General features: G+C 46.9%; 10 protein-coding genes. 3 read left to right on the top strand and 7 right to left on the bottom strand.

From position 1 onward, the window contains the following. Position 1 precedes the first annotated feature (1 nt). Genes BLT32_RS11050 through BLT32_RS11040 form a run of 3 tightly spaced genes read right to left on the bottom strand, consistent with a single transcriptional unit; the run spans position 2 to position 3,955 of the window. The gene (locus BLT32_RS11050; protein ID WP_053954327.1) at positions 2-1,147 is read right to left on the bottom strand and encodes a dicarboxylate/amino acid:cation symporter; all 1,146 of its coding nucleotides are present in this window, start codon (positions 1,145-1,147) and stop codon (positions 2-4) included. A gap of 45 nt (positions 1,148-1,192) precedes the next feature. Then, a complete protein-coding gene (locus BLT32_RS11045) occupies positions 1,193-2,110 on the bottom strand; it encodes a histone deacetylase family protein (protein WP_053954326.1) in 918 nt (305 codons plus the stop codon). Positions 2,111-2,113: 3 nt separating this feature from the next. After that, a complete protein-coding gene (locus tag BLT32_RS11040) occupies positions 2,114-3,955 on the bottom strand; it encodes a bifunctional acetyl-CoA hydrolase/transferase family protein/GNAT family N-acetyltransferase (protein WP_053954325.1) in 1,842 nt (613 codons plus the stop codon). A 93-nt stretch (positions 3,956-4,048) separates the two neighbouring features. Here BLT32_RS11040 and BLT32_RS11035 point away from each other — a divergent pair, with 93 nt between their 5' ends. Continuing rightward, positions 4,049-6,145 carry a tetratricopeptide repeat-containing diguanylate cyclase gene (locus tag BLT32_RS11035; RefSeq protein WP_053954324.1) on the top strand — a complete coding sequence of 699 codons (2,097 nt, stop codon included), beginning with the start codon at positions 4,049-4,051 and terminating at the stop codon, positions 6,143-6,145. Next, complete coding sequence (locus tag BLT32_RS11030) at positions 6,142-7,362, top strand: Nramp family divalent metal transporter (protein WP_053954323.1); 1,221 nt, start codon at positions 6,142-6,144, stop codon at positions 7,360-7,362. Before BLT32_RS11035 ends, BLT32_RS11030 begins: the two co-directional genes overlap by 4 nt. A gap of 53 nt (positions 7,363-7,415) precedes the next feature. On the opposite strand, the gene BLT32_RS11025 is transcribed toward BLT32_RS11030, so the two are convergent. Then, entirely contained in the window at positions 7,416-8,414 is a 999-nt protein-coding gene (locus BLT32_RS11025; RefSeq protein WP_053954322.1) for a DUF4382 domain-containing protein, read from the bottom strand. A gap of 172 nt (positions 8,415-8,586) precedes the next feature. Between BLT32_RS11025 and BLT32_RS11020 the strand changes: the two genes are divergently transcribed. After that, positions 8,587-8,952, top strand: coding sequence for a MaoP family protein (locus tag BLT32_RS11020; RefSeq protein ID WP_053954321.1), 366 nt, complete (start codon positions 8,587-8,589; stop codon positions 8,950-8,952). Here the strand turns inward: BLT32_RS11020 and BLT32_RS11015 are convergent. The 3 genes from BLT32_RS11015 to BLT32_RS11005 form a co-directional block, all read right to left on the bottom strand. Next, positions 8,949-10,733, bottom strand: coding sequence for a bifunctional diguanylate cyclase/phosphodiesterase (locus BLT32_RS11015; protein WP_053954320.1), 1,785 nt, complete (start codon positions 10,731-10,733; stop codon positions 8,949-8,951). The genes BLT32_RS11020 and BLT32_RS11015 overlap by 4 nt on opposite strands. A gap of 70 nt (positions 10,734-10,803) precedes the next feature. Continuing rightward, a complete protein-coding gene (purD, locus tag BLT32_RS11010; RefSeq protein ID WP_053954319.1) occupies positions 10,804-12,087 on the bottom strand; it encodes a phosphoribosylamine--glycine ligase in 1,284 nt (427 codons plus the stop codon). An 8-nt stretch (positions 12,088-12,095) separates the two neighbouring features. Next, complete coding sequence (locus BLT32_RS11005; protein ID WP_053954318.1) at positions 12,096-12,959, bottom strand: class I SAM-dependent methyltransferase; 864 nt, start codon at positions 12,957-12,959, stop codon at positions 12,096-12,098. Between the last annotated feature and the right edge of the window lie 45 nt (positions 12,960-13,004).

Genomic DNA, 13,004 nt, shown 5'->3' with positions numbered 1-13,004 from the left:
ACTAACTCTTTTTCGAGCTGTCCACAAACATCGCAATAGCACCGTCACCGGTAATATTACAGGCAGTACCGAAGCTGTCCTGAGCCATGTACAAGGCTATCATCAAGGCAACTGCAGTTTCGCCGAAACCCAGCATGGAACCTAACAGGCCAACCGCCGACATAACCGCACCGCCTGGAACACCCGGTGCAGCTAACATGACAATACCCAACATTAAAATAAACGGCAGCATGGTAAAGAACCCGGGAATGGCGAGGGAGTTATGCAGCACCATAACCGCAACAGCACAGCTGACAATGGTAATGGTGGAGCCGGCTAAGTGAACGGTGGCGCAAAGTGGCACGGTAAAGTTGGCAACGTCGTTATCGACTTTGTTCTTGCGCACGCTTTGCAGGGTGACAGGAATAGTGGCGGCGCTGGACATAGTACCTAGTGCGGTAAAATACGCCGGCAGCATGTTTTTGATTAAAAACAGCGGTGAACGACCGGTTTTTATGCCCGCCATAATGTACATAGAGGTAATGTAAACCCAGTGCAGGGCGACAGCGAGTATCAGAATAACACCAAAGGTTTTCAGCGTGTTAAACACCGTGCCTGCAACGGCCATTTCCGCGAAAATGCCGGCAATATACAGCGGCAGTAAAGGAATAATGACTTTAACCAATAGCAGCTCAATAATGTCACGGCCTTGATCCGACAGTTTCTTCAGGTTTTCTGCTTTGGTACTGGCAATACCCAACCCGAAAATAAAGGCTAACACCAGTGCTGACATCACCTCCATTAGCGGTGGAACCGACAGCTCAATAAAAGGTTCGATAGTGGCTTTTGCTTCGGTAGAAACACTCTGCGCATCGGTGGTCAACCAGGGCACGACAATGCTGGCAGCGAAAAAGGCAACAATACCAGCTGTAACGGTTGAGGCATAAGCAATGCCTAAGGTTTTACCCAGCATTTTTCCGGAGTTGCTTGGTAAGCTCGCAATACCGCTGGTAATAAAGAACAAAATAAGTAATGGGATAGTGAAGAACAGCAGCTGACCGAACAGTGTTTTGAAAGTCAGCAGAAGTTGGCTGACCCATTCTGGCATGTATAACCCAATAAGAATACCGGCGACAATACCCGCCACAAGCTTAAGAACTAATCCCATAATATTCGACTCTTTTTTATGAATGTTTTAAGAATAGAGGTGCGCTTAGAGTAAGCCTTTTAAATGCGCAACAACACTGCGGCCTAACGCGCTGAGATTATACCCACCTTCGAGCGTAGATACGATACGACCGTCACAGTGTTTGTCGGCAATTTCTTTCAGCTTAACGCTTATCCAATGGTAGTCCTCTTCTTTCAGGAGAAACTGAGACATGTCGTCTTCTGCGTGACCATCGAAGCCGGCAGAAATAAGCACCAGTTGAGGCTGGAATTGGTCGAGGGCATGGAACCATTTTTCTGAAACGGCTTGTTGCCATTGTTCGCCTTTACAGCCAGCCGGCAGTGGCACGTTATGTACATTGCTGGCGCTGCTGTCTTCGCCGGTAAAGGGGTAGAAGGCCTGCTGGAATGACGAGCAGAACAAGATACGGTCATCACCCTGAACTATGTCTTCGGTACCGTTGCCGTGGTGTACGTCAAAATCGACAATAGCAACGCGCTCAAGCCCGTGTTGTTCAATAGCGTGGTACGCCGCAACGGCAATGTTGTTGAATAAGCAAAAGCCCATGGCTTTTGAGCGCGTAGCGTGGTGGCCGGGTGGGCGAACGGCACAAAAAGCCTGTTTGTTGAGGGTAGTCATAACATCGTCAACCGCATTAACCGCTGCTCCGGCTGCTTTCAAGGCAGCGTTTAAGCTACCCGGTGTCACTAAGGTGTCCGGATCTATCCATTCATGGTCGAACTCAGGAATTTCCGCACGAATAAAGTCGATATGTGCTTGCGAATGCGCCGCTTGAATAGCTTCCCAGGGTGCTTCTGTTGCTTCTTTTCGTATGAGAACGAAGTCGAACCCGGAGCGAATGAGTTGGTCATTAATAGCTTCAATACGGGCAGGGCACTCGGGGTGCTGCTCGTTGGGTATGTGTTTAAGGCAGTCATCGTGACTGAATACGACTATCGACATAATTTATTCACTGCCTTCTTTAAGGTCGAGTTTTAGCAAAACCTCACCGGGCTCTTCACTGGGCAAGCGCTTAAAGCCGCCCCGTTCAAACACACTCAGCATGGGTTTATTCGCGGCTAATACGTAGGCTTGCATACTGTCCAGGCCGCGCTCCCGGGCTATGCGGATCATTTCATCTAAGAGCTTGCCCGCCATGCCGCGGCCCTGGTATTTCTCGCGGGTTACAAAAGCAACTTCGCAACTATTTTGCGACTCGATGTAGTAGTAACGCCCAACGGCCTGAATTTGAACGGCTGAACCTTTTTGGTGAACAATACAGAGTGCTAGGTCTTTAGATTGATCAACACTGACTAAGTTACAGGACTTTTCACGACTCATGCTAGTGGGCACGGCGTTATAGCGCAATTGCAGCGTTTCTTTAGTGTGCGAGTAGAAAAATTCCTGCAGGCGACGTTCATCAGATGGGTATAGCGGGCGCAGATCGAAATTTTCGCCGTTGATTTTCAGCTTTTTAAAGCCAATGTCGCCAAGCTCCGGCACATCAACCGGCGTTTGTTGCTGATAATGTGGCACCCAGTAGTGTTTACGAACCTCCTGCAATAAGTGACTACGGAATTTAGGGTGAGCTACCCGAATTAACTCCATAGCTCTCTCGCGGATACTTTTGCCACGCAATGAAGCGACCCCAAACTCTGTGACCACATAGTGAACGTGCCCTCGAGTGGTAACTACGCCAGCCCCTTCTCTTATAAAGGGAACGATGCGTGATACTTTACCGTCGTTTGTGGTTGAGGGAAGAGCGATAACTGGTTTACCGCCTTTACTTAAGGAAGCCCCTCGGCTGAAGTCCACTTGCCCGCCTATACCGCTGTAAAATTGATGTCCAATAGAGTCCGACACGATTTGTCCGGTTAAATCGACTTCAATAGCACTGTTTATCGCCACTAACTTATCGTTACGTGCGACATTAGCGGGTGAGTTGACGTATTCACTCGGATAGAAGCCTACGTGGGGGTTGTGATCGACAAAGTCGTATAGGGCTTTTGACCCCATGCAGAAACTCGTCACAATTTTATTCGGGTGAAAGGTTTTCTTGCGGTTATTAATGACACCTTTCAGCATCAAATGCATGATATCGTCGGTAATCAGTTCGCTATGAATGCCTAAATCTTTATGATTACTGAGGTATCTCAAAGCGGCTGCACAAATATTGCCAATACCAACCTGCAACGTGGCACCGTCCTCGACGAGCAAGGAAATATACTGACCAATACGCTCAATGATTTTGCTGTTGTCGTGCTCTGGCGGCGCCAGTTCCGGCAAGGGTGAGGAATGCTCCCAAAAGTAGTTAATTTGATTTTCGTGTAAAAACGACTGTCCGTAAGTGACAGGCATTTGCGGGTTAACCTGAGCTATCACGGTTTTTGCGGATTTAGCTGCAGCCGCTACCACATCAACTGATACACCCATTGAGTGATAGCCATACTTATCGCCCGGAGCAACCATAATCAACGCTGCATCCAGTGGCAAAATACCATTATTGAACAGGTTGGGGATGTCAGAAATAAAGCTTGGCGTGTAATCAGCCCGGCCTTCGTTAACAGCCTTGCGAATTGTACCGCCACCGATAAAAAAGGTATTTACCTTAAAAAGTTGCTGATATTGCGGCTCTGCCCATTTGTTATCGGACAGCGTCATAAGCTGCACAATTTCAATATCGTGCAGATCTTTTGAGTTCTCTATCAGGTCGTCAATTAAGGCTGTTGGCACCGCAGCATGAGAGCCGATAAAGATGCGCTGACCCGATTTTAGAACGTTCGACCAATTAATTTTTGTTTCTGTCATAACATCCGTTTTATCGCAGATGTATATTTTGTGCAATGGTTAAAATTCGGGTAAACTCGGCGATTAATTTATAAACGAAACGACGTCGCACCCATGCATAACAAGAACAATAAATGGGCTCACTTTGGGGCTACTTTGTCATTATTGCTGCTACTTAGCTTTGCGGTTAACGCAAACCAGGCACCTATTGAGAATATCAACGGAGTGCCGGTTGATATGGCGATAGAGAAGCAGCTCGATAAGTATCTTACGACTAGCGGTGAAGAAGGCGTCGATTCCAAAGCGTTGCTTTTTGGCGTTCTTGAAAAAATCTCTAGCGAAACCCCGGTTGCAACTCGTGCCAGAGCGTTGAGCTATGAAGCTTACTGGCACTATTATGAAGGCAATACAGAGCTTGCTTTTGAAACGCTGGATAAATTATTTAATCTTGCTGAAAATACAGAGCTAGCTGATGTAAAAGTGGAAGCTTTAGCAACACAGCTGGAGCTGCTCCAATATGAAGGCAAGTACGGTGAAGCATTTTTATTACTTAGTGATATAGAGATTCACCTTTCCAGCGCACGCATGCCTCGTCTTAGATACTTTGCACACAACCGTATTTCCCGTGTTTATGCTGACTGGAATAGGTATGACGATGCCCTGCGTCACTTGCTCGCTGCTCAGGAAGCTGTTAGCGAAACCAACAACGAAAGAACCCCTATTCGTCAGCAGTACCTAGACTATTCTATCGCTGTTATTCAGTCCGAACTGAAGAACTGGGAAGGTGCTTTAAGCACCATTAACAAAGCGATAGAGCATGCTAAACAGCATGAATTAACTTACGATTTGCCTGACTTTTACCTTCATAAATCGTATGTCGAAGCCGGCATGGGTGACAGGCGAGCCTCGCATGACTCATTAAGAAAAGCCTATGATACCGCTAAAAGTGGCGAACGAATTTATTTGTTGCCGACAATTTTGAACAATTTCGGCGATCATTACATGTATGAAAAAGACTGGGAGAAGGCACGCAGCCATTTACTAGAAGCGCTAGAGCTTGCTGAAGAGGTTGAAGATGTTTGGATGGCTCAAACTATACATTTTAATTTAGGGTTTGTTGAGGTGCATCAGGGGAATACTGAGGCGGGCCTAAAAGAAATGACGGATGCCGTTCAATTTTACAGGGATGAAGAGTTAACAAAAGAAGTGGAAGCGATGTTAGGTGAACTCGCTCAGGCTTACGAATTTGCGGGCTTATATCAGAAACAAGCAGAAACTCTAAAAGAGCAGGTTGCGTTGTCAAAGGAGCACTACCAAAGCGATCAGCAAAAAAACCTCGCAAACCTGCAACAACTTTATGAAACCAAAGACAAAGAGCAACAAATCGAGTTATTAGAGCGGCAAAATGAACTTAAAGAACAGTTGCTTGAAATAAACAAACAGCGGAATATGATTTGGTTGTTGCTTGGTATTGTGGCGTTATTTGCTACTGTTTTCGTATTCATCATGTATCGAAAAGCACGAAAAGCGAATTTACGTTTGAAAGCTGCGAACAGTATGTTGGCTGATCAGTCGCTAAAAGACCCGCTTACAGGTTTGTGGAATCGGCGCGCACTACAAAAAGAAATGGATGAGCGCAGGAAACATGGTGAGCGCCGTGATGCCGCGACTCAATCCGATGGCTTAATCCTGCTTGACCTCGACTTTTTCAAGCGCATAAACGATCAGTTTGGGCATGCGGCGGGGGATGAAGTATTGGCCGAAGTTAGCCGACGCCTGCAGATGATCTGTCGAGACAGCGACAAGCTGATACGCTGGGGCGGGGAGGAGTTTCTATTCTTGGTTCGCAACGTCGATGATGAGAACTTAAAAGAATTGAGTGAACGCATACTGAACGAGCTTGCCAAAAAGCCTGTTAGGTTTGAAGGTCATGAAATTCCAGTGACAACCACTATTGGTTTTATTCGCCTACCTTTCTCGGGTGTTTCAGAGAAACAAATGGATTGGGAAAAAGTACTTCAGGTTGCTGATATGGCGTTATATATGGGCAAAGCGCACGGACGTAACCGTGCTTGTGGGGTTACTGAGTTGCATGTGTCTTATGAAGAAGCTCAGGCAATACTGGAAACCGACTTATCTGAGGCATTAAGTAATAAATGGATCTCTATGGAAACCATTGAGGGTCCGGACGCGCCTCAAGACCCCTCATGAAACTCTCTCAGTTTGGCCCCGGCGCGCTGGTCGCTGCCGCTTTCATAGGGCCGGGAACTGTTGTTACAGCGTCGCTAGCCGGTGCGAATTATGGCTATGCTTTGTTATGGGCTTTAGTTTTTTCTGTTTTCGCTTGTCTTATCTTGCAAGAAATGTCGGCTCGTATTGGGTTAGTAACGCAGGCTGGGCTGGGCGAGAATATCCGAAATAATCTAACCTCCGGCTGGCTGCGGTGGTTAGCTCTTTTGCTTATTTTCAGTGCAATAGCCATTGGCAACAGCGTTTACCAGGGCGGAAACTTGTCCGGAGCGAGTTTAGGAGCTTATGAACTGTTGGGCCCTGTGCCATTAGTTGATAAATGGTTAAGCAATGCCTGGGCCGTCGTTATTGGTATTGTGGCTTTTCTGGTACTTTGGTCGGGTAATGCGCGGGTTATTGAGAAATCGTTAATCGCCATGGTGCTCCTTATGAGTATCGCATTTCTAGGTACGTTCTTTTTGACCGATCCTGACTGGACTGGCGTATTTAACGGTATTTTCGTGCTCAGCATGCCTTCGGGAGCGACGCTTACTGTGGTTGCGCTCATTGGCACAACGGTTGTGCCTTATAATATCTTCCTGCATGCTTCCAGTATTTCTAAAAAATGGCAGTCAACCAGTGATTTGCCAGCAGTTCGCCGCGATTTATTTGTTTCCATTCCATTAGGCGGCTTAATATCCATGGCAATTGTGGCGACTGCCGCATCAGCGTTTTTTGGTCACCAAATTACAATCTCCAGTGCTGCCGATTTAGCCGTCTCTTTAGAGCCTCTATTTGGTGATGCCGCAACGTATCTAATGGCAATTGGTCTGTTTGCTGCGGGAATTTCTTCAGCGACAACGGCCCCTTTAGCAAGCGCCTATGCGCTAAATGGTATTATGGGGTGGTCAGTGAATTTGAAGAGCAGGGCCTTTAGAACGGTCTGGTTGAGTATTCTGGTCTTGGGCGTAACTATTTCCAGCCTTGGCATAGAGCCTGTCACCGTTATTTGGTTTGCGCAGGTCGCTAATGGGATTTTGCTGCCTGTTATTGTGGGCTTTTTATGGTGGTTGAGTTGGGGAAGCTTGTTGGGTCAAAATCGCAATTCCTGGTGGCAAAACCTGTTAGCGGCAATGGTGTTCATCATTTCAATTGTACTGAGTGTCAGAAGTTTAGGCTCAGCGTTCGGAGCTTTTTAGCTCTCTAAATAAGAAAAAGGCAGCGTCCCTGCTGCCTAAAACTGTGAAACGAGTTATTCGCTTGCTGCACCAACGAACTCGAGTTCTACTGGCTCACTTGATGCTTCAATGGTGACATTTTCAGTGAGGAAAAACTCTATGTCATCATCTGCTTCTGGGTCATCCGCATCATTACAAGTTAACGCAGCGGTGTACTCGCCGGTCGCAATGAAACCCATCGTAAAGTCATAGGTATCAACTCCGTCAAAATAAACCGCTGTGCTCGCGTACGGCTCATTCTCTTCGCTACCGCCGTTGTCTGCTAATGTCGAAGCCTCTAAGTCGCTGCCCTCATAAAGGTAAACGTAAGCAACGGGCTGCGACTCATCTTCAGGTGCGACAGTGCAGGCTTCATTAAACAGCAGAGCCCCTTCCGCGACCGTTCCTTTCAAGTGACCAACAGCTGAGTTATCAACTAAGCGAACGCCGCGAGGCTTGATAATATAGTGTTCTTGACCAACAGGGTTGGTCATGGCGTGGCGCAAATCAAACTCAACGGTGAAGTTAAGGTTACCGCCTGCATCAGCGATGAACCCATCGAGTTTAAGTTCATTAGACGGCACCTGGACAGGCACTTGCTCAGCTTCTCCATCGCCATTTGTGTCAGTCATAATGTACGAACCATCGGCCATTACCAGTCTGAGCTGTCCATATTGACCGGCTTTAATTTCCGCATTTTCGAGAAACACCATCGACTCGTTACCCGTAAATTCAAGTAAGTCGATGCCTATAGTATTAGGAATCGGGTTACCTTCATCGTCGAGGCAAAGATCATTCTCTTCAGGCGCTTCTAAATCATCGCCAACAGTAAATGTCTGCGTTCCATTACCGTTTCCAGTGAGCTCCACGGCATTAAAGCAGGCAATCACGGACTCCGCGTTATCGACAGGCGCGTCACTCACTCCTAAAGTAAACTGAGCAGTATCCGGTGTGGTCGGGTCATCATCTGAACCTCCACAAGCGGCTAGCGTTACTGTCGCCAAAGCTAACGTAGTGTAAGCAAATAAACGCATGGGCATTCCTCCTTATGAGTTAACTCCTGTTATTTATAGGCATTACCGCACTTATTTAAAACGCGTTTTACAAACATTTTCATTGACAAATTCTCAGTATGGCTCTATATCGTTTTTGTCGTAAATAACGACAGGCTTTTTGTTCGGTTTTAGTCTGTAGGAAGGGCTTATCATGACCATTATTACCCGAGAGTTATTATTGAAGAAACCGTTTAACGATTTCAGAAACTACCCTTATGGCTTCGCGCGTTCTGGCGACTTTTCTATCCGGGAAAGCGATGCTTTGACACACTACGGTTGTTTAATTACCGCCATGCTTAATGGAGAGTTTAAACCGACTTCTCAAGAGGATATCGACTTACTGGCTGCTGCAAAAGGCGAGCAAGCGCCTGCTACCCCGGTTGAAAAAGCCTGGGCCAAATATCAAGCGCGAATTCACCGCCCTAAAGTCGCCAGTATGTATGGCAAAGGTAAGTTTGCAGATGACTCATTAGGTTCTTCTTCAGACACAGAAGACGATTTGATTGTCGAAGATTAAGAATGTGAACTAACAAGCTTTAAGCGTCTGGGGGCTTGGCGGTGGCAAAGGTAACAATGGCTGCCGCCAAAACGCTTTGCTTCTTTCTTGGCCTCGGTTGCTAGTAAGGCAACGTCATGGTGCGACTCACAAAGTTTAGCGTCTGGGCTGACCACTCCAACGGCAATGCTCAATAAAGAAAAGAATGTTGGGTGACCCTCTCGGTTAACTGCCTTAATGCCGCCAAGCTTTATATGTTCCTCTTGATAAAACTGAATGACATCCCTATCAAACAGCTCAATAACGTTTTTACAGCTGTTTTCAACGAGACCTGCATTTCCCGCTGAGTGATCAAATATTACAACAAAGTCATCACCACCAATATGACCGACAAAGTTACTGCACCCTGTAAGGCGTTTCTGCAGTAGCTGAGCAACCCACTTGATCACTTGATCACCTTGCTCGTAGCCATAAATATCGTTATAGGGCTTGAAGTGGTTTAAATCGAAGTAGGCGACACTAAATGGGGTTTGAGCTTTCAACTTTTCGTTGATAACCCGATTTATAGCTACATTACCGGGCAATTGAGTTAAGGGATTGGCATGTCGGGCATCATTAATTTTTAGCTCAGTTATTTTCCGCAGTAAGCTCTTTATAGAAGCTACGCCGTAATATCTGTTATTGCGAGTGACGATAATATGTTGATAGACATCGGTTTCTTCGTGCTCAGTGATTAACTGACTGACGTCTTCTAACGATGCTCGCCAATCAACAGCTATCGGTTCTTTTTCCATAATATGCACAACGTGCTTGCTGGCATTTAAGGCATGCCCATAAGAGCCGGAAAAACGCTCTAACAGTTTTTCTCTGCGAAGCACGCCTACCACTTGCTGGTATCGGGTGACCGGAAGTAACGACAATGAGGCATTCTTGGTAAAACGGTTGAGTGCCTCTAGTGCCGGTTCATCATCAGCAATAGTTTCCAGTGAATTAACAACGCTGGCGATAGTTTCGTGGTAGCTGCTTTTAGTAGGCTGATATGTATTTAAAAGGGATGTGTTTACATCTCTCGCAGGCAACTTGGCAGGCCTACCGAACAGATAGCCCTGGCAGTGCTTAATGCCTAATGCGTGAAGCTGTTCAAGCTCATCTTTGGTTTCAATCCCCTCAGCAATAACTTTCGTTTGTATATTTTTTGCCAGCGAGAGAATGCTTTGAACAAACACCCGTTTAACCGACGACTCATGAATATCCTGAATGAAATAGCGGTCAATTTTAACGTAATCAGGATGCAGCTCAGACCAAAGCTTTAAGCCAGAATAGCCGGCACCTAAGTCGTCGATGGCTATCATAAAGCCTAATTGACGGTAATGAATAATGGCTTCTTTCAGGTTTTCGGTATCCTCTATTGGATATCGCTCTGATATTTCAATAACAATTTGGTGAGGATCCAGTCCCAGCTGCTGTGACAGTCGTAATGTTGAACCATGGGGGTGGGAGTCATCTTTTAAAACGTTGGGGTTTACGTTTAAAAACAGTTTGCCGGTCATACCTCGGCGCTGAAACTCTTTTATCGCGGCGTAACGACAGGCAAGCTCAAGCTCTGAGAGTAAATCGCTTTCGTGAGCAACCGAGAACAGTTTATCGGGAAACTCCAGAACATGGCCTTTAGGCCCCCTAATAAGGGATTCATGACCAATCACACAACCGCGGGTAGTATCAACAACGGGCTGAAAGAGGGGATACAATTGTTGATTATCAATGAGTGAAATGAGTGCCCGGCGGTTATCGCTCGTTGACATAAAGCCTCCTGTCATAAACACCACGGATGATAAGTCCTTTTTATGACGGTGTTATGACAGGAGGTGGGTTTTAGCTTTCGCGTTTAATGGCTCTGTGGGCAATATCTGTGCGGAAGTAGACATTGTCCCAGCTAATATTATCAACCAGTTGGTATGCGAGGCTTTGAGCTTCGGTTACGGTTTTGCCAAGTGCGGTGCAGCAAAGAACGCGACCTCCGCTGGTAACTACGTTTTCGTCGTTCATTTTGGTACCGGCGTGAAAAACCTTTTGGTTCTCCAGTTCAGCGTCCAGTAAACCGTGAATAACGTCGCCTTTATGGTAGCTTTCAGGGTAACCACCTGCAGCCATGACGACGCCTACCGCCGCGCGCTCATCGAACTCGATAGGTGCTTGGTTTAATTTGCCCTCGACTGCTTGCAGACATAGCTCAACTAAGTCTGACTTAAGGCGCATCATAATTGGCTGTGTTTCCGGGTCTCCGAAACGGCAGTTATACTCGAGGACTTTAGCGGTTCCGTCGTCGGCAATCATTAAGCCGGCGTACAGAAAACCTTTATAAGGTGCACCTTCAGCCGCCATTCCGTCAACGGTTGGCTTAATAACATGGCGCATTACCCAGTCATGAATAGCCGGAGAAACGACCGGCGCTGGAGAATAGGCGCCCATACCACCGGTGTTCGGGCCGGTATCGCCATTGTCACGAGCCTTATGGTCCTGACTTGATGCAAAGGGTATTGCGCGTTCACCGTCAACCATCACAATAAACGACGCTTCTTCGCCTTTTAAAAACTCTTCAATGACCACGCGGTGACCTGCGTCACCAAAGCGGTTGCCTGCCAGCATATCGTCTATCGCTGCGTTAGCTTGCTCCAGGGTTTCAGCGATAATAACGCCTTTACCGGCTGCTAAGCCGTCTGCTTTGATGACAATAGGCACGCCTTTTTCAGCAACATAAGCTTTTGCAGGTTCTACTTCTGTGAAGTTTTGGTAGTCGGCGGTTGGAATCTTGTGACGTTGCAGGAAGTCCTTACTGAACGCTTTAGACCCTTCCAGCTGAGCGGCTTTAGCTGTAGGACCAAAAGCGGCTAAGCCAGCTTCAGTAAATTTGTCGACAATGCCGGCGACAAGAGGTGCTTCAGGCCCAACAATGGTCAGCCCGATGTTTTCCTGTTTGGCAAAGTTAAGCAGGCCGTCGATGTCTTCGGCCGCAATATCAACGTTTGTGAGGTTTGGCTCACGTTCAGTTCCTGCATTGCCAGGAGCTACGAACACACAGTCTACTTGTGAGGACTGTGATGCTTTCCACGCCAGTGCGTGTTCACGGCCTCCGCCGCCAACAACTAAAACTTTCATGAGTATCCTTATTCTACGGGTTTTCTAAACTTCAGTGTGAATCGGTCGCTCTCACCGATAGCTTTATAAATTTCAGCGTCATCACCATCTTCGACATTGAGTGTTGGAGGTAAATTCCAAACACCGTTAGGATGGTCCGCTGTATCTTTCGGGTTTGCATTAATTTCACTGCTTTCGACAAGCTCAAAGCCAGCCTGTTCAGCAAGATCAATAACCCAGCTTTCTTTAATGTAACCACTGTTTTCCATAGCGCCGTCATCGGCACTTTCAGGCAAACGATGGTCGACCACCCCTAAAATGCCGTCAGGAATTAGCGCTTGGTGGAACTGACGAAAAGCGCTGAGTACAGCTTCTTCACCGCCGCTCATATACCAGTTGTGTAAGTTACGGAAGGTCAGTATGCGATCAGCGCTGTTTGGCGGCGCAATATCAGTTTCCAGTGGTGTCAAAGGGGCAAACTGAGTCAGCTCAACATTGCCAAAAACAGCTTCGCTGGTGAGGCGTTCTTTAAATTTATTGAGTGAGCGCTGGTAATAGTCGCTTTGCGTGTCTTCCGGAAAATGTGCAGCGTAAAATGTACCTTCGTCAGCGAGGTATGGCGCCAGAATTTCGCTGTAGTAACCTCCGCCTGGCCATATTTCGACAACGGTCATCGAAGGTTCAAGTTCGAAAAACTCTAGAGTTTCTTTTGGATGGCGGAACTGATCACGCTCAACATACGCAGGCGTGCGATCCTCGTGGTTAACTGCGCTTTCTAAAGTGATAGGTGCGCCTTGCTCTGTGCTTGCCGGTGCCGACGACTTCGGACCACTGTCACAGGCTGATAACGCCAAAAGAGAAACCATGGATAATGCGATTGCAGAATATTTCATATAACTGCCTCTTCGTTTTTATAAGTGTTTGTAAAGATTAGCCCC

The organism is Idiomarina zobellii, from assembly GCF_900100855.1.
GTDB classification, from domain to species: domain Bacteria; phylum Pseudomonadota; class Gammaproteobacteria; order Enterobacterales; family Alteromonadaceae; genus Idiomarina; species Idiomarina zobellii.
The sequence above is the reverse complement of the archived record's forward strand: the minus strand, read 5'-3'. Positions and strand labels throughout refer to the sequence as shown.

Coding starts and splice junctions, on each gene's coding strand:
- BLT32_RS11050 (WP_053954327.1), bottom strand. CDS start 1,147: ATGGGATTAGTTCTTAAGCTTGTGGCGGGTATTGTCGCCGGTATTCTT.
- BLT32_RS11030 (WP_053954323.1), top strand. CDS start 6,142: ATGAAACTCTCTCAGTTTGGCCCCGGCGCGCTGGTCGCTGCCGCTTTC.
- BLT32_RS11015 (WP_053954320.1), bottom strand. CDS start 10,733: ATGTCAACGAGCGATAACCGCCGGGCACTCATTTCACTCATTGATAAT.
- BLT32_RS11040 (WP_053954325.1), bottom strand. CDS start 3,955: ATGACAGAAACAAAAATTAATTGGTCGAACGTTCTAAAATCGGGTCAG.
- BLT32_RS11045 (WP_053954326.1), bottom strand. CDS start 2,110: ATGTCGATAGTCGTATTCAGTCACGATGACTGCCTTAAACACATACCC.
- BLT32_RS11020 (WP_053954321.1), top strand. CDS start 8,587: ATGACCATTATTACCCGAGAGTTATTATTGAAGAAACCGTTTAACGAT.
- purD (WP_053954319.1), bottom strand. CDS start 12,087: ATGAAAGTTTTAGTTGTTGGCGGCGGAGGCCGTGAACACGCACTGGCG.
- BLT32_RS11035 (WP_053954324.1), top strand. CDS start 4,049: ATGCATAACAAGAACAATAAATGGGCTCACTTTGGGGCTACTTTGTCA.
- BLT32_RS11005 (WP_053954318.1), bottom strand. CDS start 12,959: ATGAAATATTCTGCAATCGCATTATCCATGGTTTCTCTTTTGGCGTTA.
- BLT32_RS11025 (WP_053954322.1), bottom strand. CDS start 8,414: ATGCGTTTATTTGCTTACACTACGTTAGCTTTGGCGACAGTAACGCTA.